The sequence below is a fragment of the Rhodoferax sp. genome (assembly GCF_034519335.1).
In the GTDB taxonomy this organism is placed as follows: domain Bacteria; phylum Pseudomonadota; class Gammaproteobacteria; order Burkholderiales; family Burkholderiaceae_C; genus Allorhodoferax.
The window spans coordinates 90,274-114,100 of sequence record NZ_JAXHOL010000001.1 but is presented as its reverse complement, the minus strand read 5'-3'; the positions used below and the strand labels follow the sequence as shown (position 1 = coordinate 114,100).

The 23,827-nt window shown below is 60.3% G+C and carries 18 protein-coding genes and 1 tRNA gene; 6 read left to right on the top strand and 13 right to left on the bottom strand.

Translation table 11 applies throughout. The features are described from left to right. The first annotated feature begins 86 nt into the window (after positions 1–86). Both U5O12_RS00620 and U5O12_RS00615 read left to right on the top strand, forming a co-directional pair. Positions 87–227, top strand: a complete 141-nt coding sequence (locus U5O12_RS00620) for a hypothetical protein (protein WP_322576776.1) — start codon at positions 87–89, stop codon at positions 225–227. Between the two features lie 66 nt (positions 228–293). After that, on the top strand, positions 294–1,301 hold the full coding sequence (locus U5O12_RS00615) for a D-2-hydroxyacid dehydrogenase family protein (protein ID WP_322576775.1): 1,008 nt from the start codon (positions 294–296) through the stop codon (positions 1,299–1,301). A 22-nt stretch (positions 1,302–1,323) separates the two neighbouring features. On the opposite strand, the gene U5O12_RS00610 is transcribed toward U5O12_RS00615, so the two are convergent. Next, the gene (locus U5O12_RS00610; RefSeq protein WP_322576774.1) at positions 1,324–3,294 is read right to left on the bottom strand and encodes a hypothetical protein; all 1,971 of its coding nucleotides are present in this window, start codon (positions 3,292–3,294) and stop codon (positions 1,324–1,326) included. Between the two features lie 100 nt (positions 3,295–3,394). On the opposite strand from U5O12_RS00610, the gene U5O12_RS00605 reads away from it, so the two are divergent. The 4 genes from U5O12_RS00605 to U5O12_RS00590 all read left to right on the top strand — a co-directional run bounded on the left by U5O12_RS00605 (position 3,395) and on the right by U5O12_RS00590 (position 8,177). Next, on the top strand, positions 3,395–4,912 hold the full coding sequence (locus U5O12_RS00605; RefSeq protein WP_322576773.1) for a 3-hydroxyacyl-CoA dehydrogenase: 1,518 nt from the start codon (positions 3,395–3,397) through the stop codon (positions 4,910–4,912). 104 nt (positions 4,913–5,016) lie between these two features. After that, complete coding sequence (locus tag U5O12_RS00600; RefSeq protein WP_322576772.1) at positions 5,017–5,736, top strand: Crp/Fnr family transcriptional regulator; 720 nt, start codon at positions 5,017–5,019, stop codon at positions 5,734–5,736. 38 nt (positions 5,737–5,774) lie between these two features. Then, a complete protein-coding gene (locus U5O12_RS00595; protein ID WP_322576771.1) occupies positions 5,775–6,860 on the top strand; it encodes a phosphotransferase in 1,086 nt (361 codons plus the stop codon). Between the two features lie 42 nt (positions 6,861–6,902). Beyond that, complete coding sequence (locus tag U5O12_RS00590) at positions 6,903–8,177, top strand: acyl-CoA dehydrogenase family protein (RefSeq protein WP_322576770.1); 1,275 nt, start codon at positions 6,903–6,905, stop codon at positions 8,175–8,177. 98 nt (positions 8,178–8,275) lie between these two features. On the opposite strand, the gene U5O12_RS00585 is transcribed toward U5O12_RS00590, so the two are convergent. The 12 genes from U5O12_RS00585 to U5O12_RS00530 all read right to left on the bottom strand — a co-directional run bounded on the left by U5O12_RS00585 (position 8,276) and on the right by U5O12_RS00530 (position 23,827). After that, on the bottom strand, positions 8,276–9,514 hold the full coding sequence (locus U5O12_RS00585) for an HD-GYP domain-containing protein (RefSeq protein WP_322576769.1): 1,239 nt from the start codon (positions 9,512–9,514) through the stop codon (positions 8,276–8,278). A 113-nt stretch (positions 9,515–9,627) separates the two neighbouring features. Further along, positions 9,628–10,257 (bottom strand): DUF6806 family protein, encoded by a 630-nt coding sequence (locus tag U5O12_RS00580; RefSeq protein ID WP_322576768.1) that lies wholly within the window; start codon positions 10,255–10,257, stop codon positions 9,628–9,630. A gap of 12 nt (positions 10,258–10,269) precedes the next feature. Beyond that, a tRNA-Leu gene (locus U5O12_RS00575) sits at positions 10,270–10,362 on the bottom strand. Between the two features lie 240 nt (positions 10,363–10,602). Beyond that, complete coding sequence (locus tag U5O12_RS00570) at positions 10,603–11,022, bottom strand: holin family protein (protein ID WP_322576767.1); 420 nt, start codon at positions 11,020–11,022, stop codon at positions 10,603–10,605. A 1-nt stretch (position 11,023) separates the two neighbouring features. Then, positions 11,024–11,533, bottom strand: a complete 510-nt coding sequence (locus tag U5O12_RS00565) for a glycoside hydrolase family 108 protein (protein ID WP_322576766.1) — start codon at positions 11,531–11,533, stop codon at positions 11,024–11,026. Further along, positions 11,530–11,787, bottom strand: coding sequence for a hypothetical protein (locus U5O12_RS00560; RefSeq protein WP_322576765.1), 258 nt, complete (start codon positions 11,785–11,787; stop codon positions 11,530–11,532). The genes U5O12_RS00565 and U5O12_RS00560 overlap by 4 nt, the downstream gene beginning before the upstream one ends. Further along, positions 11,784–12,092: a hypothetical protein gene (locus tag U5O12_RS00555; protein WP_322576764.1), complete on the bottom strand. Its 309-nt coding sequence runs from the start codon at positions 12,090–12,092 to the stop codon at positions 11,784–11,786. The genes U5O12_RS00560 and U5O12_RS00555 overlap by 4 nt, the downstream gene beginning before the upstream one ends. Then, entirely contained in the window at positions 12,089–12,487 is a 399-nt protein-coding gene (locus tag U5O12_RS00550; protein ID WP_322576763.1) for a hypothetical protein, read from the bottom strand. Before U5O12_RS00550 ends, U5O12_RS00555 begins: the two co-directional genes overlap by 4 nt. Beyond that, a complete protein-coding gene (locus tag U5O12_RS00545) occupies positions 12,484–13,635 on the bottom strand; it encodes a reverse transcriptase domain-containing protein (protein ID WP_322576762.1) in 1,152 nt (383 codons plus the stop codon). The genes U5O12_RS00550 and U5O12_RS00545 overlap by 4 nt, the downstream gene beginning before the upstream one ends. Before the next feature lie 161 nt (positions 13,636–13,796). Continuing rightward, positions 13,797–15,557, bottom strand: coding sequence for a hypothetical protein (locus U5O12_RS00540; RefSeq protein ID WP_322576761.1), 1,761 nt, complete (start codon positions 15,555–15,557; stop codon positions 13,797–13,799). Positions 15,558–15,615: 58 nt separating this feature from the next. Beyond that, positions 15,616–23,358: a JAB domain-containing protein gene (locus tag U5O12_RS00535; protein WP_322576760.1), complete on the bottom strand. Its 7,743-nt coding sequence runs from the start codon at positions 23,356–23,358 to the stop codon at positions 15,616–15,618. Then, positions 23,294–23,827, bottom strand: coding sequence for a hypothetical protein (locus tag U5O12_RS00530; RefSeq protein WP_322576759.1), 534 nt, complete (start codon positions 23,825–23,827; stop codon positions 23,294–23,296). Before U5O12_RS00530 ends, U5O12_RS00535 begins: the two co-directional genes overlap by 65 nt.

The window sequence follows — 23,827 nt, the reverse complement described above, 5'->3', positions numbered from 1 at the left end:
CCATCACCCCAGCTGCAAAGCCTAAAACCGCTCCTTATTTAGTAGCTACTCGCGCAATATCCACGCCGCAAAAGGCACCAAACAGCTTGAAATCCAAGCCCTTGCGTGTGGTGCGTGTGGTCGAATCGGGGCAAGCACGCTCTGAGGTTGGCCGCATGGTGATTTCGGGCCGCATGGCCGATGTGTGCGCCGAACTGGACCGCTTGGCGGCCTGCGAAGCTGCGTAACAAAAGCAGGGCAATTTTGCCCCGCCGGCGGCCGGGCGACCGCCATCCCAAGGCACAATGGCATGCATGAATATTGTGATTCTGGATGACTATCAGGACGCGGTGCGCAAGCTGCAATGCTCTGCCAAGCTCGACGCCTTTCCTGCCAAGGTGTACACCAACACGGTCAAAGGCATAGGCCAACTGTCCATTCGGCTTAAAGACGCCGATGTGATCGTCCTGATCCGCGAACGCACGCAGATCACCAGATCCCTGATTGACAAACTCCCCCGTCTCAAACTGATTGCCCAAACCGGGCGTGCAGGATCGCACATTGATGTACAGGCGTGCACTGAGCACGGCGTTGCGGTGGCCGAAGGCGTAGGCTCCCCAACCGCGCCTGCAGAGTTGACCTGGGCCCTGATCATGGCAGCCATGCGCCGACTGCCCCATTACATTGGCAACCTCAAACACGGCGCCTGGCAACAGTCCGGGCTCAAGGCAGGCTCCATGCCGGCCAATTTCGGGCTGGGCAACGTCTTGCACGGCAAAACACTGGGCATCTGGGGATATGGCCGCATTGGCCAATTGGTCGCAGGGTATGGCCGTGCTTTCGGCATGCAGGTGCTGGTCTGGGGCAGCGAAAGCTCACGCCAAAAGGCTGTGAAAGACGGATACCTCAGCGCTAATGATCGCGAAGAATTTTTCTCGCGCAGTGACGTGCTCACCTTGCACCTGCGCCTGAACGACAGCACCCGTGCCATCGTGACTGCCGCCGACCTAGCCTGCATGAAAAGCACGGCTCTTTTGGTGAACACCTCACGGGCAGAGCTGATTGAAGCCGATGCGCTGATTGGTGCACTCAACCGGGGCCGTCCTGGTCTCGCTGCGGTGGATGTTTTCGAGACTGAACCGATTTTGCAAGGCCACGCCTTGCTCAGGCTGGAAAACTGCATCTGCACACCCCATATTGGTTATGTGGAGCAGGACAGCTACGAGATGTACTTCGGTGCGGCTTTTGACAACGTGGTGAACTTCATCAAAGGTACCCCGTCGAACATCATCAACCCGGGCGCACTGCAGGTACGCCGCTGAACACCTCAAACGCCTCAAGCACCTAGGAGCGCGGTGTCAGCGGCGGGGTAACAGACAGGCCGGACGCATCAAACTCAATGAGGTTGTCAGCAGGCGGTACAGAGTCTGACAAATCCAAGTCAATATCCATGGCGGGCAAGGCAGCATCCACGGGCGCAGGCCCGGTTTCTGCCGAGAGCAGCCCCGATGGCTCTACAGCTTTGGCAGCGCTGAACGGCGCTACACCACTGGTTGCTTCACCCGACAAACGCGTTACCAGCGCATGCAAAAGCAACAGTTCGCGGAATGCCTCCAGATCAAAACGCATCTCTGCCGCAGCATTACGCGCTCGTACCAAGCACTTTTCAATAAACTCGAGCGCAGCCTTGCTGGGCCAGACCGATGCAATGTGGGCACACAACTCAGGGTACGCATCCAACCCTTGCCCGGGTTGGTTGAACTGGGCGTAGGCCGGAACATGACCCGTAAACAGCGCATTGAACTCGTCGCGGTAACGGTCGTAAGCGTCTTTGCGACTCAAGGTGTGCAAGGCCTTGAGCAAATCGAGGTACACCAGTGGGTTGGCTTCTGCGTGGTCGGCAATGTTGTGTTCCAGCAGAGAGATGGCATCGTCGTACTGCCCCAGAGTCATGAAGAACTCCGCCTGCTGACGGACGTCCAGAACCTCTTGGGTGTTGATGGACCGCAAGGAACCGGACATGCTCGGCGAAAAGTCACGCAAGCCCATCATGCGGGAAGACAGTGGCGCGGATGCCGTAGGCGCCGGCACCGGAGCCGGCGCAGAGATTTCATCCAGATGCAAATCGATGTCTACATCAGTGAGCGGCGCAGGCTTGCGAACCCGAACCGGGGCAGGCTGAACCTGAACCGCCACGGGTTTTGCAGGCACGGCAGCAGGAACCACAGGAGGCATGGCAACAGATGCGTCTTGCGCCGTTGTGTCACGCTCAGCCGGCATGACCTCGGAATCGCCCTGCCCTCGCCACCACGGCGCGTCACCCGTGTTTCGCAGCTTGCGCCAAAACCACAAGATACTGCCAGCGAGGGCTAACAGCGCAGCGGCGAGTGCGTACACCAAAGGGTTAGAGTATTTTTCCGCCTCGGATTTTTCCAACCGGCTCAGCAGGGCCTGCATCTGGCGCTGGTTTTGCGCCGTTTGTTCACTGAGCTTGCCCATGCTTTGCTCCAGTCCCTGTAGGCGGGCGGCATCCTGCAAAATCTCTTCGGGCGTGAGATTGAGGCTTTTCCAAAGCGCGGCAGCTGCAAGCCGCTTTTGCAAATCCTCTGCCGGAGCAGCCATCAACTCCGAGGACGATTTGAGCGAAGGTTCCCAATCCTGCGACAAATCCAACGGCGCAAGCTTGAGACGCGGGCGGTTAGCAGCAGACGCCCGGTTATTGGGCAGAGGGGCATCGGTACGTGGTGACAGCCGCTTGGCAGGCTTTGCCGACGCGGGGGCCGCTACAGATGGAGCGGTAGCTCCAGCACTGACAACACCGGACTCAACCGCAACCGAAGATGCGTTTGACACACGTTCAGCTGGCACGGCGGGCACTATGGGTCTCACCGCTGGTGCCGGCACATTCGGCACCAAGGGGGGAGCGGTTTCCGAGACCAAGTCCGCGAGAAGCACATAACGCCGGGACGTGGAAACACCGCATGCAGACCGCAGGTAGACCGACACAACTGGTTCATCTACTGGCATACGCGCCTGAATTCGCAGGGATGTAGGCTGACCGGCTGCATTGCGCTCTGGCGTGACCGATACACGGGTCGATTCTTGGCGTACATCGCCGTAGAACACATCGGCTTCAAAACACAGCCCGCTGCCATCTTCGTCCGCCGCAAGCTGCACGGGTACTGTGATCTGGAATGGCTGGCCCAACAGGGCCGCCCCACGGGCACGGCCCAAAGTCAGCGCGCTGCTGCCCATCGCTGCACACAGCAGCACGGCCCCGATGGCGCAATGTTTGAGTTGAAAGACCAGCTTCATGAATGGTTTCGATTCTCGCATACCGTCATCAGCCCCAAAAGCCAAGGTGGTAGCGACAACACCCCGTATTTCTTGTCTGGCGGCATCTGATAATTCGGGGATGAAACCACATTTTGAACTTATCGGCATTGTTGGTACGGGGGCCATGGGGCGCGGCATCGCGCAAATTGCGGCACAAGCTGGCAGCACCGTATTGTTGTTTGATTCGACCCCCGGTGCCGCGCAAGCCGCCTCAACTGCACTGCAAGCCCAGTGGCACACACTGGCAGACAAAGGACACCTGGCTGCCGGCGACATCGATCTTTTCACCTCCCGCCTGCGACTGGCTGCAGACATGCAAGAACTGTCCGACTGCGAGCTTGTCATTGAGGCCGTAACAGAGCGTATGGAAGCCAAACAACAGGTGCTGCGCACTCTGGAAACAATGGCCCCTAAAGCGGTCCTGGCGAGCAATACTTCGTCACTTTCCATCACCGCGCTAGGAGCAAGTTTGCAGCGGCCCGCCCAACTGGCAGGATTTCACTTCTTCAACCCGGTGCCGCTGATGAAAGTTGTGGAAGTCATTCCCGGCATCAAAACGGCCCCTGCAGTGGTGCAAGCATTGCAGCAATACGCCAAGGACCTGGGCCACACCCCCGTGCTGGCGCAAGACACACCGGGCTTCATCGTCAACCATGCGGGCCGGGGCTACGGCACCGAAGCGCTGCGAATTGCCTCCGAGGGAGTCGCTGACTTTGCCACCATCGACCGCATCCTGCGCGACCAGGTCGGCTTTAAGCTCGGGCCCTTCGAGCTGATGGACCTGACCGGGCTGGACGTGTCGCACCCCGTCATGGAGTCGATTTACCACCAGTACTATGAAGAGCCGCGCTATCGCCCCAGCGTGATCACGGCACAGCGCCTAGCTGGCGGACTGACAGGCCGCGAGGCCGGCGAAGGGTTTTATGTCTACACCGATGGCAAAGCCGTTCTGCCCGGCGAACCGCCGGTGCCGGTGGTGGAGGAGATGCCACCGGTCTGGCTGTCACCCCGTGCCTCGCGCCGCATGGAGCTGCTGATGCTGCTGAAGAATCTGGGCGCCAAGATCGAAACCGGGCAATCACCCTCGCCCGCCGCACTGACGCTGGTGGCCCCACTGGGCTTTGACATCACTACCGTGGCCGTGGTGGAACGGCTCGACCCCGCACGCACCGTAGGCATCGACATGCTGCTGGATGATGCAACTACCAAACGCCGCGTGCTGGCAACCAACCCGGCCACGCGGACCGACATGCGTGACGCCGCACACGCCCTGTTTGCGCGCGATGGCAAGGCAGTGAGCGTGGTACGCGATAGCGGCGGCTTTGTGACCCAACGCGTCGTGGCCAACATCGTCAACATTGCCACTGACATGTGCCAGCAAGGCATTTGCAGCCCCCGCGATCTGGAAACTGCTGTGACCATCGGTCTGGGCTACCCGATGGGGCCCTTGGCCCTGGGCAACCTGTGTGGCCCTACCAACGTGCTGGAAGTGCTCTTCAACATGCAAACGGTGTACGGCGACACCCGCTACCGCCCCAGCCCATGGCTGCGCCGTCGCGGCGCCATTGGCCTGAGCCTGCTGCACGAAGAAGAGTAAGCCTGCACCAGACGCACTGGTGACAACCCCGGGGCTAGCGCATGGTCCCGGGGGTGACAATGTGGGCGCGATTTCCCTTCTGCAAGTCACCCAAAAGACAGGCCATGGACGAACCCATTCTTACCATTGACGAACGCACTGCGATCAACGCAGGGCGCTGGTTTTCATCCCTCTCTCCTTCTCTCAAACACGACATTCTTCGATGCGCTTACGTCAAACGCTACAAAGACGGCGAGCTGATTGCAGCGCGCGGCGAGCCGCCCGAGGAATGGATTGCCTGTGCCAAGGGTGCTGTGCGCGTGAGCTCCACATCCATCTCGGGCAAGCAGATCACGCTGACCTATGTGGAGCCAGGCATTTGGTTTGGCGATGTGGCGATCTTCGACGGGGACCGCCGCACCCACGACGCCTACGCGCATGGGGAGACGACGATTCTGTGCGTGGCCAAAGCCGACTTCCGCAAGATACTGGCCAACCATGTGGAGCTGTACGAAGCCATGCTGCGCCTGCACGCGCGGCGCATTCGCCAGCTCTACGGTTTGGTGGAAGACCTCAACACCCTGCCCTTGCGGGCGCGCTTGGCCAAGCAATTGCTGCACTTGGTGCGCAGCTACGGGGCGCCCTCGCTCAGCGATGGCAGCGAGGTGCGCATCGGCCTGCAGCTGGCACAAGAAGAGCTGGCGCAGTTGCTGGGTGCATCCCGCCAACGCGTGAACCAGGAGCTCAAGGCCATGGAGCGCGAAGACGCCATTCGCATCGAACCGGGCGGCTTGGTGATTCGCGACCGCGCCGCGCTGATGCGCATCATTGAAGCGGACAACTAGCTTTCGGCCTTCGCCCCCACTTTGAACAAGCCATCTGCATGAGCGACTTTGACCACTTTGTAGGCACCCGTTCCGTCTCGGGCCAACATGCCTTTGACGTCGCAGCCCTGGACACCTGGCTGCACCAGAACCTGCCCGGCTACAGCGGCCCGCTGGACGTAGAGATGTTCAAGGGCGGCCAGTCCAACCCCACCTACAAGCTCAACACGCCCGGTAAAAGCTATGTCATGCGGGCCAAGCCTGGGCCTGTGGCCAAGCTGCTGCCTTCGGCCCATGCGGTGGAGCGTGAGTTTGCGGTGATGCGAGGCCTGCACGGCACCGATGTGCCAGTGCCGCAGATGCACTGCTTGTGCGAAGACGAGTCCGTCATCGGCCGCGCCTTCTACGTCATGGAGTTCATGCAAGGCCGCGTGCTGTGGGACCAGTCGCTGCCGGGCATGACGCCGCAGGACCGCGGCGCCATCTACAACGAAATGAACCGCGTGATCGCTGCGCTGCACACAGTGAAATTCGCTGAGCGCGGGCTGGCCGCGTACGGCAAACCCGGCAATTACTTCGAACGCCAGATTGGCCGCTGGAGCAAGCAGTACGTCGCCTCCATCACGCAGCCTATCCCCGAGATGGACCAGCTCATGGAATGGCTGCCCAAGAACATCCCCGCCATGGCGCGCGACGACAGCATGGTCAGCATCGTGCACGGCGACTACCGGCTGGACAATCTGATGTTCGACAGCACCGAGGCCAAAGTCCGCGCGGTGCTGGACTGGGAACTCTCCACGCTGGGCCACCCATTGGCCGACTTCAGCTACCACTGCATGGCCTGGCACATTCCACCGGGTGCCTTCCGCGGCATTGGGGGACTGGACTTTACCGCGCTGGGTATCCCCCTTGAGGACGACTACATCCGCATGTACTGTGACCGCACCGGCCTGGCCGAGCCCGCGCAGCTCAAGGCGGACTGGAATTTCTACATGGCCTACAACATGTTCCGCATTGCGGCCATCCTGCAGGGCATCGCCAAGCGCGTAGAAGCCGGCACGGCATCCAGTGCGCAGGCGGTCAGCTCAGCCGCAGGCGCCCGCCCGCTGGCCCAGATGGCCTGGAAGTTTGCCCGCCAAGCCTGACCCTTTTTCGCACCGCATACGCCCCCTACTCCCGGAGATTCCATGGATTTTGACTACTCCCCCAAGACCAAAGAGCTGCAGGCCCGACTGCTCAAATTCATGGACGAGCACATCTACCCGTCCGAAGCGGCCTACCACGCAGAAATCACGGCCAACACCGCCGCTGGCAAGCGTTGGACTCCGCTGCAGACGATTGAAACCCTCAAACCCAAAGCCCAGGCCGCCGGCCTGTGGAACCTGTTTTTGCCCGTGGACAGCGCGGAGGCCTCGGGCTACCACGGCGCGGGCCTGACCAACCAGGAATACGCCCCACTGGCGGAAATCATGGGCCGCGTTATGTGGTCCAGCGAGGTGTTCAACTGCTCAGCACCCGACACGGGCAACATGGAAACCATCGCCCGCTACGGCTCGGATGACAACAAGGCTCGCTGGCTCAAGCCGCTGCTGGAAGGCAAGATCCGCTCGGCCTTCGCCATGACCGAACCCGATGTGGCATCGAGCGACGCCACCAACATCGAAACCCGCATCGAACGCCAGGGTGATGAATACGTCATCAACGGGCGCAAGTGGTGGATCTCTGGTGCCGGTGACCCGCGCTGCGCGGTCTACATCACCATGGGCAAGACCGATCCCGAAGCCCCCCGCCACTCCCAGCAGAGCATGGTGCTGGTGCCTGCCGACACCAAGGGCGTCACCGTGGTTCGCCCCCTGAATGTTTTCGGCTACGACGACGCGCCCCATGGCCATATGGAAATGCGCTTCGAGAACGTGCGTGTGCCCGCCAGCAACATCCTGTTGGGCGAAGGCCGCGGTTTCGAAATCGCACAAGGTCGCCTCGGCCCCGGTCGCATTCACCACTGCATGCGCCTCATCGGCCTGGCCGAACGCGCACTGGAACTCATGTGCAGGCGTGCGTCCAGCCGTATTGCGTTTGGCAAGCCCATCGCGGCCCAGACGGTGACACAAGAGCGCATCGCAGAAGCCCGCTGCAAGATCGACATGGCCCGCCTGCTCACGCTCAAGGCGGCCTGGATGATGGACATGGCAGGCAACAAGTTCGCCAAAAACGAGATCGCCATGATCAAGGTGGTCGCGCCCAGCATGGCCTGCGAGGTCATTGACTGGGCCATGCAAGTGCACGGTGGAGGCGGCATGTGTGATGACTTCCCTCTGGCGTACAGCTACACGTGCGCCCGCACGCTGCGCTTTGCCGATGGCCCAGACGAAGTGCACCGCAATGCGATCGCCAAGCTGGAGTTGGGTAAATACGCACTCAACCCCAAGCCGGTTGAAATGCCCATCACCCGCGGCTGCTAAACAAAAAAAGGAGCAGGCAACTCAGTGCTAGCTCCTTTTTTTATAGCTGCCTGCGCAGTAAGTACGGGCTCTAGGGACCGATTCCTTGAATAATACGGCTACCAGGGAGCGTTTGACAGTCCGGACCACAACTCATTCAAATCGGCAAACCGCCATTTTGCCGGGTCTTCCCGGCTGGCGATTTTGTCGTTGGCACTGGGCTTGGACAGGTCCACGATTTCGGGCACGATACGCATATTGGACTTGGTGGAGAAAAACACCTTCACACAAGGTGTTGTCAGCGACTTTGCGGTCTGCTCCACCACAACGCCCAAGCGCCCCGAGCTCAAGCGCACCAAGGAGCCGATGGGGTAAATGCCCAGGCTTTTAACAAACGCCTGGAAAACTTTGCCGTCAAAGTGACCATTGGCCCACTCCGCCATCTTGCGCAGGGACTCGGCGGGATCCCAGCCCAACTTGTAGGGTCGATTGGAAGTGATGGCGTCGTAGACGTCGCAAACGGCACCCATTTTGGCAAAGAGGCTGATCTGGTCGGCCTTCAGGCCTTCCGGGTAACCCGACCCATCGGTCTTCTCGTGGTGGTGCAAACACACATCCAAGACTACAGGGTCCACATCCTTGCCCGTCTTGAGCAAACGGTAGCCCTCCTGGGGGTGGGTCTTGATAATCGAAAACTCGGCGTCGGTCAGCTTACCTGGCTTGTTCAGCACATCCATGGGCATGGCAGCCTTGCCCAAATCGTGCATCAGCCCAGCCAGACCCGCGAGCCGGGTCTCCTCTTCGTCCATCCCCAGCTGCTTGGCCAATGCCACCATCATGGCGCACACCGCAACTGAGTGCATATAGGTGTAGTCGTCAGCAGTCTTGAGCCGGGCCAGACTGATCAGTGCGCCGGGGTTGCGGGTAACCGAGTCGGTGATTTCCTCCACCATCTGCTTCGCACCGCCAGCATCCACCGTATTGCCCATCCGGGCTTCCTGAAACATGGACATGACCGCCTGCTTGGACTGGTAGCAGATTTTGGCGGCCCGTTGCAACTCCACCTCGATGGTCACCGGAGCCACCTCGCGCTGTGCGGACACCGCTTGGCGCAACTCCTCTTCTACCTGCTCCTCCGACTCAGACTCCGTGACGGCTGACTGGCCATCCGCCACATCGAGCCCCTTGCTGCTGTCAATCCAAACTTCTTTAATGCTGCTGGCAAGAATGGTGGTGATGTCTTTCGGATCGGTGATCACAAAGCCGGTACGCCAAAACGGATGCTCCATCCATGACCCGCAAAACTCTTTGAGGTGCATGCCCACAGTCAGTTGCTGGACGCTAATTTTTTTGAGCATGGATTTGTTTTTGGGAACAAGCAACGACACAGAAAAGACGAATCAAATTACATGATAAGTAACAAAAACAGTATACGGGCGCCAAGGTCTTGGTGGTCAAAATAATGCGGAACTCAGTGCAAGTGCCGCGGCTTGCGGCCACCGCCATGACCACTGCCAAACCCACCGCCAGAGCCACGTGGCGGCTTGCCAATTTCTAAGGAGCTGACCAAGGCATCAAACCTTTGGGTGAACAACTTGTCCACCTCGGCAACAACGCCGCCCAGCTCCGAGCCGTCAAAATGCCGTTCCATGAGGTTAATCACATCTTGGACGAGCAGATCACGTTGCACCTGCATGATGGAGGCAGGATTGGGCCCCACAAACAGCACAACAAAATCATCCCGAGAGGCGCCGCCGGACGAAGGCTCCTCCTCATCAAATTCCGAGTCGTAAAAGGTAACCTCAATCGCGGCACCTGCATCAGCAAGTTCATTGAGGTTCATGCAAACCTCGTCCAGCGTCTGCCGAAAGTCTTCGTCACCCGCCACGGTCCAACACATCTGCAGCACATGGTCATGTGCATCAAGCTGGATGCCAGGTTCATCTTCATAGCTGCTCTTGGCGCCATCCGTGAGCGACTTTGCCCCAGCGTATTTCCACATCGGTTTCAACGCATCTTGCAACTGGGCAAAGGTCACGTCCGCGCGCAACAGAACTTGGCCATGAACATGGATTTCGAAAGGGGCGTTGTAGTTCGACATAGCAGTAGTGGTTGGTGCCCGAGACCGGAATCGAACCGGTACGCCCGTTATTCACGAAGCGGCGGATTTTAAGTCCGATGTGTCTACCTATTTCACCACTCGGGCACGTGGGTCTATTGTCAAACAAAAACGCCTCGCCAACCGAGGCCGACGAGGCGTTTGTGACCAGAAAGATCTGGAGGCGCGGTCCGGAGTCGAACCGGACTAACCGGATTTGCAATCCTGTAGCGATTCTAACCTGGGCTTGGCCTGCGGGCCGATTATAGGCGCATCAGAATTGCTTAACTACCCCAACTTTTCATTGGGGAGCGTTTTGGATGCGCCTACGGTTTTGCCACCCGAACGTCATTTGGCCGCGCCGCGCACCTTCTCCCAGCTTCGCCCGAGTACATAGCCCGTCATGACCGTGCCGAACAGGGTCAGGATGGAGTCAGGGATGGCGATCATCCAGGCCTTGAAGCCCACGGTGAATGCCGCTGCCGCGTCAGGCCGGAAGATGCTCAGCACCCCCATGGGGATAGACCAGAGCAGCAGGATGTAGACCACGTACAGGAACGATGGCCGCGCGCGGCTGGTCCACGGGTCTGCGCTCTGCGCCTCTGCTAGGATGGCCGACAGGCTGGTTTTGACTTCCTCCAGTTCACCGGCCTGTTGAAGTCGCAGCAGCTCCAGTTGCGCCTTGGCCTTTTGCTCTGGGTCTGGAAACAGCTTGTCGATCAGCTTGCCGCCAATGTTGAATATGCCGCCGATGGTGATGGGGTCCATGTCAGTTGTCCTCCGCTGCCAAAAGTAGGTTTTCCGCGCCGCGATTTGTCCACCCGCGCCCGTAGGTGTCGAATTTCTGCAGTGATGCCCAGAACTTGAGCCGATGGCCTAAAAAGCGCAGCAGCACATCCTGGTAGTCCATGGCGTCCAGCGCGGCCTGCGACACCTTGCCCCAGGCGCCATCGTCTGCCACCTTCACGGCGCGCTGCAGGATGCGGATGGCATTGGCGTGGCCGTGGTTGACTGCAGCGTCAAACAGTTGAAACTTCACTGCTGGGTGCGCCTGTCCGGCGATGTCCCAGAAGTCCTCGCGGTAGATCGCCTTGGCTTGCTCCAGCGTCAGATTCTTGATGTCCAGATGGCCGTAGGTGTTGGCAGCGATACCGTACTTGGTGCCCTTGAGCACCCCCGCGCCACACTTGCCACCAGTCCAGTTGCCGGGGTCTTTTGGGTCATCCGAATAGCCGCCTTCGTGGTTGATGAGGCGGTCAAATGCTTGGTCAAAGTTCATGATTTGTCCTGCTTTTTGTCTATTTTTTCGCTGATCAGATCGAGCTTTCGGAACAACGCTGCCGACAGCTCCCGAAACTCATCGCGCTGCACGTACTGCCCAGCTACCAGCACCTCAATTTTTTGAACCTTGTCGGCCAGCTCTTTGTCGGCAATTTGCAGTTCACGGAACGAGGACCACAGCACCTTCAAAAACCAGCCACCGGCCAGATTCAGCAGGGCAAGAGCGAGTTTGAATGCATCGTCTAAATTCATGATTTGATGTCCCATTCAGCAGTGGTCGCCAGTAGGATCGAAGGGGTCCAGGAGACTGTCGCAGATGGCAGAAGCCCAAGCTCCGCGCCAGCCGCTGGCAGGTCCAAAAAGGCGATGGGCGCGATCAACAGATTGGCCAGCACATCCATGCACCAGCCGGTGACGATACCCGGCAGGCACAACCAAAAGAGGTGGCTCCACTTGGCAATGCGCCCAGCCAGGTGCGCCCGGTAGATGCCCATCACCAGGATGTAGGCGTAGAAGAAGGCCCACAGGTAGGCAAAGGCGACAAACAGAACTGTCACAGCGTTGCCCCCAGAGTGAACAAGCTGTCCAGGGCCGCGCCGTCCAGACCCTGCGTCATTGCGAGCGTGGCGATCAGCGCATTGTCTCTTCGCACTTCACTGGCGAATTCCCACTCAATTTGTGCGGCCTGCGGCATGCCCTGAATCCCGACATTCACCGCGTCCAGCAACCCGGCGCCCAACAGCACCAGGCGAGCCTGACGCATACTGATGACAGCAGGCACCGGGGCGGCTTCTGGCGTAGGCACCACAATCTCCCAAGCCGTGCCACGCCAGAAGCATCCAGCAGCGGCCGCGTCGTAGGGCGGAGGCGCCACGTCAGTGCTGCCCATCCAGTCGGCAGGGTCGTCCGTAACGATGTGCTCCCCGGTGTGGGGGCTGTAATGGTGGGTCATGCGGCCACTCCAAGTTTTGCCAAAAGATTCTTTGAGTCCGCCCATTGGGCGTGCCCTTTCCAAGAAGCCAAGAACATGCGCAAGCGACCCATCTCACCGCGTTTGGTATAGCGCTTGATCTTGCGTTTTGCGCGTAGTACGGAGTCGCGGCGCAGCAGTTTGTAGGTGGCCCAGATGCGATAGCCGACAAAGTTGATTCCGCGGCTTGCGGGTTGAATGCTCCAGCGCGAAAACCTAAGACCCAGCACGTCCAGCGCGAAGGATTGCATGGCCTGCTGGAGCTGGCGCAGCGATTCGTGGCAATCGCCTAGGACAATGATGTCGTCCATGTAGCGGTAAAACTTGGTGATGCCCTTGTCGTGGGCCAGCCACCGATCCACCACATGGCCATAGAGATTGGCCGATAGTTGACTGGTCAAATTGCCAATGGGAATCCCCACCCCGGCGACGGGGATCATTGCTTCCAGCAGGCGGCGCGTAGGAGGACATGCAATTTTCCGCCGGTATTCGGTGTGTAACACCTCGCGTTGGATGCTGTAGAAATACTTTGAAAAGTCGGTCTTGAGCACCCAGGGCTTCACCCCTTTGGCCTCCATCCGGCGCAGTTCAGCCTGTACTTCACGCGCCGCAGAATGGGTTCCCCTACCTTTGCGGCAGGCAAAGCTCTGCGGAAGAAACACCTTGTCGATGATAGGTTCAATGACGTTGCACAGCGCGTGCTGTGCAACGCGATCTACAAAGGGCATGGCGGTAATTTCGCGCAGCTTCGGTTCGTGGACAAAGAAGGTGCGCGGCGTTCCCTGTCGGTATGCCCCGGCGCTTATCTCTTCACCCAAGCGGGATAGATTGGCGTCCAAATCGTGGGCGAATTCCAGGTGGCTTTTCGTGTTCCGCTTTCCCTTGGCCGCTTTGCGGTACGCACTGCGCAGGTTGTCCATCGCAGTGATCTGGGTAAATAAATTTTTGTGCTTTTTGCCCATGGAAAAATGCTGGCGCGGCTTTCGATTTTCACTACTCACCGTTCCCCAGACCCCTAAATGTATTTGCCGAAGCAGGTAGGGCAAGCTGACCAAAGTGCCGTGATGGGCCCCAGCGATTAGACAATTGCCACCAGCGGCGCGCAGCGAAATGTTCCAGTTCGAGTTCAAGGGGGAGTTGTTGAAGTTCGCCGTCCGAGAACCAGAGTTGGACGTTTCATCACGGTAGCCGCTTTTATCTTGTCCTACCTTTTTTAGCCCGCTAGCGCAGGCTAAAACCATTGACGGCACTGCGCATCGGCTATGGATATTCAGTGCCGCGTGTTTCACGATCAAACCCCGCCGTAGAGCGCTGGGCCGATAATTTTTCGGTGGTCACCAGCGGCGCGCAGCGAAATGATCCAGTTCGAGCCCAAGGGGGAGCTGTGGAAGTCCGCCGACCGAGAACCAGAGACGGACGTTCCACCACGGGCGCCGCCAAAGAGTGCGAATCCCGACGACCCGTAAAACGATCCCCGACCCACCCCCGCCCACCCGCCCCCGCCAACACTGTGAAACGGCCCAGCGGCGTACTGATGGCCGGTGGCCTGTTCGATCCCGATACGACTGGTGTAGCCTGCTTGTCGGGCTGTGGCCGGAATCGTCACCGACGAACCCCCCAACGATTGCCCTTCCGTGACGCCGAACATCGCCGAAGCAAACTCCGGCTGGGCGGGCAAGCGCAATCCGTGAGATGCCGCAATTTCCACCGCTTCGTAGTAGCCTAGCCGTCCGTATGTCGTGGTGCCATCGCCACCGTAAACCAGCGGAATGCGAGGCAACACCGTCCCGCTGGCGACATCGGTGTTGTACTTGCTGATCCCGTTGGCGATGTGGTTGGTGGAGCAAAAGTAAATGGCAAGCCAGACCCCTGTCTGGGGGTCCAGGGACATGCCGTACTGCTCACCCCGGCAGCCCCAGGCCAAGTCCCAGATTGAAAACTCATTGATGCCCGCGATCCGGTCAACATCGGCTTGTGCCCAGACCATGTTGCCGCCCGTGGTCGTGAATCCCGTGGTGGAGAATGACCCACCTGCAGGCGTCGTGGCGGGGGCAACCAGCCCATAGTGGAAGCCGCCGATTTTTTTGGCTCCTGCCGCCGGTGCCGTGGCGGGGCTGCCGAAGGAGTCAACCACAGCAACGGCCGCTCCATCAGTCTTGACCCACACGCTGTAGTCACTACCCCCCGTGAGCGAGGGCATGGAAACCGCCGTGTTGGCGGCAAATGTCACTGGCACACCCCCCAGAAACACCACAGTTCCGGCCTTGACACTCAAAGTGCTAGCGCCTGTTTTCAGCAGGCACGGCGATTCGTAGTCGAGTTTGTAGAGCAAACTGATTGCACCCGACAGATCAAGTGCAGCACGCGCCAATGCGGGCGTGGACGCCGTAAACACCGCGGTCCCAGCCGTTCCCGCCCCCAGAACTGTGCGGGCAGCGGCGGGATTTGCAGCATTGAGCAAAGCACTGCCGGTAGCTGTGGGGTTGATCGATGCGGCACTGGCGGCTGCAGCCGCAGCGCTCGCGCTCGCGCTGCCCGCTTGGGTTGTAGCAATACCTGCCTGCGTTGTCGCCGTCGTTGCGCTGGCGGTCGCCGCGCCCACGGCGGTATTGATGCTGTCCAGCAGGGCCGTAGGGTCGGTTCCGCTGGTCAAAGAAACAAGCACCGCGCGGCTTACTTTTTCCGCGAGCTGCTGCACCTGGATCACTGTGCGGTCAAATGCGTCGTTAATCACCTTCGGGTAGAAGCCGCCCGCATTAGTCAAATCGGTCGGTTGCAAATTGGCGACCTGACTGGTGAGTACCAAGGTAGTACCTGCCGGGGGTGGGGTCAACATCGTGACAGTACCGCCCGGATTCGCATTTTGGTCCCCGTCCAACACCACGGTGTAATCCGTGGTCAGCGCCTTAGTTGTCTCTACGCCCGTCGCCATATCGGCCTGAACCACCAACACATCGGCCATCGCGAACACCTTGAAGGCGAACGGAAAGGCGACCGTGACACCGTTGCCGGGGTATGGTCCGGCCTTGCGGGTGGTGCTGGAAATTGTCAAGGGAAACTCCTAGGGGGTGGGGCGAATATCGCCCCACCCCCGGGAGTTAGGTGCACCCCTAATCCTTCGGTGGCGGGCCGAACAGCGGCGACTGCGGGCCCGCACCTTCCTGCCCCTCGTCCCACGCCTTCCACCCCTTGTAAGAGCGCAGGGCTTGCACCGTCGGGATGCCGAACGTTGTGCCCATCAGGTTGATGTAGGCGAAGACCAATGGGTCGTCGATCTCGCCCTGGGCCGTCTGTTTGGTGGCCCTGGTGATGTCGGCAACGATGCGGCCTACAGGAGGGCCTGCGTAGTCGAAGCCACCTACCGCACCTGACAGCTCGCGCAGGCCCACGACCATGCCCATCAGATAGCCCAACTGCCACCTTGCAAGGCGCTTGATCCAAGTCTCGGGGTCATCGTCCTCGCCGCCTTTGATGGCGTGCATCAGGATCGCTGGCAGGATGGCCGGGATGACCAGCAGCAGCGACATATCGCCCAGCCACCCGGCCACAGCGCGCGGGTTCTTGAAGTCGGTTTTTGCGGTCTGCTCGGCCGTCAAGTTCAGCGTGACGGAGAAGTAGCTGTAGAACTGCGTCAGCAGCGGGTGCTTGCGCTGAATCTCTGCCAGGTCTTTGGTCTGCCCACCGCCCTGCGCCTCGATCACCGCGCGGTCGGCCATCGCCACAGCAGCGGACTCGTCCAGCCCTTGGGAGATGGATTTTTCGTACTGCCCCACCCAGGTGGGCACGTCGGCAATCGCCTGCATTTTTCGCATCAGGTAGAACAGCCCGCCGTCGACGGCCTGCATCGCCTTGGACTTGCCCGCCACCGAGCCCCGAATCTCGCGCAGCTCTTTGTTAAAGGTCGTGCCGCGCAGGCGCATGAAGTCGGATTTCTCGTTGATCCAACCCACCGTGCTTTCCATGCGCGCGGCGTCACCGCCCCATCGAGCTACCCCACGCAGCACATGCTTGGGGCCGATGCGGACCATCGACTGCGTCAGTCCAAAGGGCTGCAGGAACGCGGTGGTCAGCGAGGCGCCCATGGTGGCCCGGGTAACGTTGGAGCGCAACTGCAGCAATGCCTGGTCGAGGGCAGTTTGCTGGGCCACGTCTGCGGTAGCAATGCCCATCACGCTGTCGCGCATGGTCTTCAGGATCTGCGGGCCGTAGTGGCTCCGGATCGCGCCCGCGACGCGCTTGTCACCTAGCAGCCGGTTGGTGTCGATCAGCCACTCATGCCAGGCCAAGTCGTGCACCACCTGGGTGACGTGTTGGGTGATTACGTTCAAGTCTTTGCGCACTGCCCGGTTGACCGTATCCACCCGCGCCTTGGTGTGGCCCCTGCGGGTGGTGGCACGGGTGAAGGCGCCTTGCATCATCTCCTTGGCGACTTGGGCAGCGTCCTGCTGGCTGGTGCGGTCGGACCGGTTGGCATCGTACTTCAGCGGGTAGTAGCCGCCGCGCATCAGCACCTTGGTGCCGTCGGCAGCGGTGGCGATGAACGGTGCCGCTTCGACCTTCTCGGGCTCAATGCCCGTCAGGCGCTTCTCTTTGGCAGCCACCTCGGGCCAGTAGCTGTCAAGGTACTCCCAAGTGGCGTTGACAAAAGCCAGCTCTTGCGGGGTCAGTGTCTGCAAGATCGCCTGCACCTGGGCATCGCTCCAATTGTCACCGTCCATGATGCGCTGACGGTTTGCCTCGTTGCCCCAGTTCAGCGCAACAGCTAGACGGCCACCGCGCGTCAGGCTGGCGTTGATCTCTGGAATGAATACCTTTGACTTGTAGCCGGTGATGCCGCCGCTCAGCTTGAGCAGGGGCGCGTACATGGCCTGCAGGGTCTGGGTGGCCTTCTCGATCATCACTTCCTCGATGGTGCCGCGTTCGTTCATGCTGCGGCCGATCACCGAGTAGATTGGGCCAATGTCGTTGTTACCGTCCATCTGCCGGAACAGGCTGGCTATCTTGCGGTGTGACGCGGCAAAGCCTGCGAACCAGTCCATGACGGGCTTCGGGCCCTCCAGTTCAAGCGGCTTTACATTGCCGCCGTTGTCGACGATTGATGCAGCCATCTCGGCGGCGACCGCGTCGAACTCGCGTTTGTCGCGGGCCAGCAGGAGCTTGTTCTTCAGCCGTCCAATGTGCTCAATTTGCTTGATGGTGTCGCGCAGGCCTCGCACTTCCTCAACCGTCATCTCCTTGAACGACTTGCGGTTTGCCTCTTGCAGCAGTTCATCGGGGATGCTGGGCTCTAACCCCAGCTCGGCTTGGCCTTCCATCCACTCCACCAGGCTCTTGCGCTTGTCAATAGCCCTGAGGCTGGTGGACGCGCGCAGGTCGAAGCGCTCCAGCAGCGCGTGGATTTGCTCTGCGTACTCAGGGTCAAGCGCTTTGCTGACGGTATCGAACTTCTTGAAGTATTGAACCGCCGCTTTCACTTCGTCCTGCGCAGCGTAGGCCGCCTTGGCGGCATACAGATTGATCAATTGGTTGCGCTTGTGCAGGGTGGCCCGGGCAATGTCGCCCACGGCTTTGGCCGCCTTGGCAGAACGCACCTCGGCGGCCGCGTACTGGCCTGGGCGGATGTCGCGCACGCGCAGCTTCGCGATGATGGCCGTGGCGTAGTCGCGGGCAGCTCGGGCCAGCACGTCCACCGTGTTCTTTTGTCCCGGCACCTTCTCGCGCACGCTCATGGCCTTCTGCAAGGCTTTCAGTTCGGTGGCCACAAACCGGGCACGGGCATCGTTATGGATGGCTGCGTCCGCCGCGCGCTCCAGCCCCGCCGGGGTGGCCAGATCGCCATGCTCATGCAGCATGCGGGTGTCCACCATGCCCTCGATCACGGACTTGGGTGGCTCGGTGACAGCTAGGGTTTTGACCAGTTCGTCACCCGAGCTAAACCCGAACAGCTCGCCCACCACGTCCGGGTTCAGGCCGCCGTCGTCGCTGGTCATGCGCAGGGCAGACAGCTTGCGCCACACCGCGTCGTCCGCGACCCCATACCGGCGGCGCAGCTCTTCGGTGGCCAGCTTGCCATAGCCCACTTCGGGCAGCTCTGGGGTGTTCAGCGGTGCGTCACCGTAAGCGGCCGCCATATCGCGGCTGATGGAATAACGGTCGGTGCCCCGGCGCTGGTCGTCAAACAGTTCCTCAAACTTGGCCGCGTCGGCTTTGCCGTGCTCGTCGGGCAACAGGTAGCCGTTTTCCAGCAAGCGCTTGGCCATGGCGTCGGTGGACAGCCCCCCGGTCTTGCGCACGACGGGCATGCCGAACACGCCGGACTCCAGCTTTTCCTTTTCGTCAATGCCCCACAGTTTCAGGACTTCGGCCCGATCCAGGCCGCCCAGTTTTGCAATGGCAGTGAATAGGTTGTCAACTTCGGGGTTCAGGCCTTTGGCGTTGTCGGGCGACTTTTCACCCACAACCTTGTCGGTGGCCCGACTGATAAGAAACGTCCACGCCCGGTAAATGGGCCGACTCAGTACCTCGGCGCGCACTTCACGCGCAATCTGGGCGCGTAGCGCATCGTGCTGCTTTTGCAGCTCCTTGAGCTTGCGCGAGCGGGCATTGTTGAGCCACTGCATATCGCGCAAGCCCCGCGCTTGCAACTCGTCCACCGCGTCCATAGTGGCCTGGGTGCCCTGGTCGTGGTACGCCTTGAATTCATCCAAGGTCATTCCTGCCTGTTCGGCGGTCTTGAACAGCGGCCCCATATCACGGGCCGCTTCGGCTTCGGCAATAGCGTCGCTGGTGGCCAGCATGCGGTCCATGACGCTGCGCACTTCGTCGGACAATTCCACCTTCATGGCGCCCGCAATATCGGTTTTGCTGGCATTGACCGACTTGAGCAGCGCCCGATACACGTTCACCAACCAGGCCCGGAAGGTCTGGAAAGCATGCTGCAAGTCCAGGCTGGGGGCCTTGCCCTCAAATGCATAGGCTTCAAACCCGCGCGCCCATTGCTCGTGGTAGGGGCGCTTTTCCTCGGCGCTCAGGTAGGCCCAGTGATCCAGTGCCGACATTTCAGGCGTGGCCTTCACACCCATCCAGTCCAGCGTCTTGTTCATGTCGTCCAGAATCGAGCGCTCCCCCTCGCTGATCACCTCACCTTGGGCCGCGCGCGCCGCAATCCGATTGGCCAGGTCTGTCTGCACTTCCAAAAAGAAGTGGCCAGACTCATGGATGAAAGTGGACAGGTCAGCGTTCTTGAACAGGCCAATGATGCTGGCCTGCTGGGTGATGTCGTTGCCAAAAGCAATCTGGCCGCGAGACTCTTGGAACAAGGTACTGGCGGCCACGCGCTGGCCCTGTTCTGCCGCAGAAGCATTGGTCTTGATGTTGATGGAGTCCAGGGGTTGCACATCGACTTTTGCCAGCGCTGCCGCGATGTTTGCGGACGGTGTGTTGCCTGCTGGCAGGTTGCCTTGCGTACCCAGTTCACCACCGTGCACGATGATGGCCGCTTCCGCATTACTCTCACTCACCGCACGATAGATTGCGCCCAATCCCCCGGTATAGCGCAGGGTGCCCATCATTTCAGGGGACACGGGCACCCACGCGGCGACGTGGCTTTGCGCGGTCAGGAGAATCACACCCGGTGTTTTGGACTGGGCGTAGTAGGCCGCCGCAATGCTCTTTGCATCCTGCGGGCTTGCCACCACAGCCAGCGCTGATTTTGGCGGTAGCTGCTCGCGTTCCACCACGGGTACGGGTGTCTCCGTGGTCGGTGCGTCAAAAGGCTGCGGGTGGTCTACGGCAGCCCCGTCCCGCGTGAAAGAGAATTGACCGCCGGAAACGGCCATAAGCCCCTCGGGCTCAATGCCACTGCCCCGAAACACGTCGGCCAACGTGCGCGCCAAATTCAGATCAGCATTGCTCAGGCCAGAGTTTCCACTGGGGTGATTGTGTGAGAACCAAACATGGGCTGCGCCGGGAATGCGCACGGCTTCGGCCACCATGGTGCCGGGGTAAACGCTGGTCTGGCTGATGGCGCCCTTGAATCCGCCAATGACCCCCAGCGGTTTCCCGTCCTTGTCGGTGACGATACCGTCAAAGCGCTCTACCGCAGATCGGTATAGGTAGGCCGTGGCTCGCGCCAGTTCCACCGGGATTGTGACCTGATCGGAGCCTAGTTTGCGGTTGGTTTCTGCACCGACAACAGTGCGGACGTGATAGTCGCCTGCTGGGGCTGGCGTGTCGCGTAGGGCTCCGGGGGCGTGAACGTCCCCACCTTTGGCTTTTGACCGGCGCGCAGCACTTCCAGCTTTTCTGGCTGGGGCTGGTAGAGGGTTGCCAAAGAGGTCGGTTTCATACGGGCTACCGGCGGGCTTTATATCGCCTTGGTAGAAAGTGCCAGCGAGCGCGCCACTAGGGTTCGCGCTTCCACCACCCTGCTGCCCACGTACTGACTCCAGAAATGCGCGTCGTGCTCCCTCGCTTTGTACCAAGGATTTGAACAGAGCCGCTCTTTGTAGAGTGCGGACGCCGCCTTGACCAGTGCCTCGTGCTCGGTCATCCGCTTCAAGCAAAGCGGACAGTTCTGCATTGCTGTAGCCGTGCCCTTCCCCGTCCACAAATGATTGTGTTGCATTGTCGAAATGGGCGAGACCTGTTGCATTGGGGTTGAGGTGTTCCGTGGACGCAATAGACACGTCCACCATGGCACGAATATTACCCAGAGTATCGCCATTCGTCCAGTCCAATGGGGGCACGCCAATAGACACATCGCCCAAATACTGGTCAGGGTGAGGCTTGAGGTGGTCGGTCGTGCCGTACTTGATGGCGCTGGAAAGCATATTTTCCAGGCGCCTACGCATGGCCGCAGCGCTAACCCCATTGGGGTCGCCCACGAACACCAGGCCGTTGTTCAAGGCGTAGTTGGCGGCCAGGTCGTAAACCGCGCTGCCGCCGTTGCCTTCCCCCACGCCCGAGACATTGATGTACACCTCGCCGCCCTTCTGAGTGAGCGTGGCGTACTTGCCGGTGGGCAGCGTGAGAATCCACGATTTGGTGCCCGCAGAGGCATCATCGTCCGGCGTGGTGTTCGCCAACATCCAGAGTTTGTTGTTGTCCGAATTTTTGTCTACGTCGGACACCTGAACGGTGGCCACTTCGCCTTTGTCGTTGACCCACGACTTATCAGCCGCAATGTCGCGCACGTCCAGCGCGTCCGAGCGCGGGTACTGGTACAGATCATCGTTCTGGCCTAGCGTCAGCAGCACCGCAGACACCCCGGTTTTGGGGTTGTCAATCTGGGCTTGGTTCAAGGTATTTTTCCCACCTAGCCCGCGTGCATCAACGGCTTCTTGCTCTGATTTTGTGAGCATCTTGCCTTTCGCCAGCTTTTTGTCCGCGCTTTTAAGGCGAATCGCTATGGCTTTGGCCTCTCGTTCGTTCAGCATCCTAGCTGCCGAATACCCTCTCTGTGCATGGGCGGCAATCCGCTCTGGCGTGCGCAGCGCTTTGAGTTCCGCGATCAACCCGTCAAACTCCCCGCTGTTCACGTTGTGGACAAATTGGGAATTGAAGGCCCCTTTGGAGTGACCGGACAGGCGCACGTCGTTGGTCAGACGCATCCCAGTTTGTGGGTCGCTGATTTTCAGATAGCTTGACGGCCCGGCGGCACTGCCGGAATGTCCCAGCTCAACCTCGAACCCTTCACTCTTCAACCGCACCGCCAGAGCCTCAGCCTGTTCGCGGATGAGTTCCCGGCCTTGGTTTGGCAAACCCTCCAGGTCAAACAGTTGGTCATACATGCCGCCCGCCACTTCATTGGCGTTAAACCCCAGCTTGTACTTGTCCGAAAAATCTTGCACCGTCATGCCGCTGCGTGCGGCCATCACTGCGTAGAAGTTGGCCGCCAGCGTGGCGTATTGTTCATTCACCTTGCCGGTGAAACGCTTGATGTCGTTGAGTTGGGTCAGTATCTGGGCCTGCACCTGGTCGCGGCCTGCCTTGAATTCGGCGTCGCTTTCCTTGACCGCCATCACCCGCTCAATCTCAGCGTTGAGCGCATCGCCCTTTTCCTGCATGAACACCCGGGCCTCTTCCCGGCTCATGCCGTTTACGTCGGTACGGGCGTGGTCGATCAGGGGCTGGGCGAATGCCGTGCCGATGCTGTTGGTCAGCAGTTCCCCGGTGGGGATAGCCAGATCGCCGCCTGTCTGCGCTTGTTCGAGCTGGGCCGCCACGCTGGGCATGGCCTGGGCCAAGGCCTGCAAGTCCACCCCGGCCTCGACCAGCTTGGCGCTGTTCACGTAGACCGTGGGCACGCCTTCGTCCGCCAAGTCCTGGGCGTAGCTGCGCAAAGACTCGGGGCTGCGCTCCAACAGTTTGCTGGCCTGCATGGTGGCCTGCATGGACTCCAACACCTGGGCGTGTTGTTCGGCTTGTTGGGCTTGTTCCTGTCGCTGGATTGCGCCGCCCATCGCCCGGTTGATTCCGTGTGCAGCACCCGACCGCAGCCCCACGCCCACTAGGGTTGCCACAAAGGTCTGATAGGCAGCCTCTGGCCGTTCTGCCGCGAAATCCTTGATCGTCTTGTTCGGGTTGAGGTTCATCCAGGTGTTGAAGTCCTGGGCGATGGTGGTGAGCTGCTCCGTCCAGACTTCGGGCAGGGCTTGCCCCGCCATGGTCTTGAGCAACCCTTTGCCGGCCGCCATGTCCCCGAACATCTTGGCCGCCGGGATCTTCTCAAACACGTACTCAAACACTCCATGGGGCACGCCATAGACCAGGGCTTGCCCTTGGTTCTTACCTCGTTCGCGCGCTTCGTTGTAGGCGTCCGCACCCGTGGTGATGCCCACCAATGCCGCCATGGCATTCCCGCCGTGCGCGGCCCCAGACGCCGCTGCCCGGCCCGGGCCCTAGCGGGAGCATGGCCAAGTTCGTGCCTGCAGACTGCAGCCCCGACACAATCGCTTTGCCGGTGCCGCTGGTGGCTTGTGGCCCAAAGTAGTCCATCGAGTCTTGCGCTCGCTGGGCCATTTGCCGGTAGGTGTAGCCCACGTTTTCAAGCTGGGAAGAACCCAGCGCGCCACCCAACAAGTCCGCAGTGAAGCCGGCCGCGTCGAAAATAGCACCACCAACGCCGACGGTGGCGCCCATGCCGACTGCCTTGGCTCCGTCAACCAACAGCCCGCCCGCACGCAGGAGCGGGTTCTGATTCGGCTGCTCACGGTCTTGCTGCGCGGGATCTACGGTCACGCCTCGCATAGCCAGCTTGGTAGCTTCGTAGTCGTCCAGCGCGGGGTTGCTTTTCTTGAACTGCTGCACCCGGCGACCCAA

Coding starts and splice junctions, on each gene's coding strand:
- U5O12_RS00615 (WP_322576775.1), top strand. CDS start 294: ATGAATATTGTGATTCTGGATGACTATCAGGACGCGGTGCGCAAGCTG.
- U5O12_RS00610 (WP_322576774.1), bottom strand. CDS start 3,294: ATGAAGCTGGTCTTTCAACTCAAACATTGCGCCATCGGGGCCGTGCTG.
- U5O12_RS00605 (WP_322576773.1), top strand. CDS start 3,395: ATGAAACCACATTTTGAACTTATCGGCATTGTTGGTACGGGGGCCATG.
- U5O12_RS00600 (WP_322576772.1), top strand. CDS start 5,017: ATGGACGAACCCATTCTTACCATTGACGAACGCACTGCGATCAACGCA.
- U5O12_RS00595 (WP_322576771.1), top strand. CDS start 5,775: ATGAGCGACTTTGACCACTTTGTAGGCACCCGTTCCGTCTCGGGCCAA.
- U5O12_RS00590 (WP_322576770.1), top strand. CDS start 6,903: ATGGATTTTGACTACTCCCCCAAGACCAAAGAGCTGCAGGCCCGACTG.
- U5O12_RS00585 (WP_322576769.1), bottom strand. CDS start 9,514: ATGCTCAAAAAAATTAGCGTCCAGCAACTGACTGTGGGCATGCACCTC.
- U5O12_RS00580 (WP_322576768.1), bottom strand. CDS start 10,257: ATGTCGAACTACAACGCCCCTTTCGAAATCCATGTTCATGGCCAAGTT.
- U5O12_RS00570 (WP_322576767.1), bottom strand. CDS start 11,022: ATGGACCCCATCACCATCGGCGGCATATTCAACATTGGCGGCAAGCTG.
- U5O12_RS00565 (WP_322576766.1), bottom strand. CDS start 11,533: ATGAACTTTGACCAAGCATTTGACCGCCTCATCAACCACGAAGGCGGC.
- U5O12_RS00560 (WP_322576765.1), bottom strand. CDS start 11,787: ATGAATTTAGACGATGCATTCAAACTCGCTCTTGCCCTGCTGAATCTG.
- U5O12_RS00550 (WP_322576763.1), bottom strand. CDS start 12,487: ATGACCCACCATTACAGCCCCCACACCGGGGAGCACATCGTTACGGAC.
- U5O12_RS00535 (WP_322576760.1), bottom strand. CDS start 23,358: ATGGCGGCATTGGTGGGCATCACCACGGGTGCGGACGCCTACAACGAA.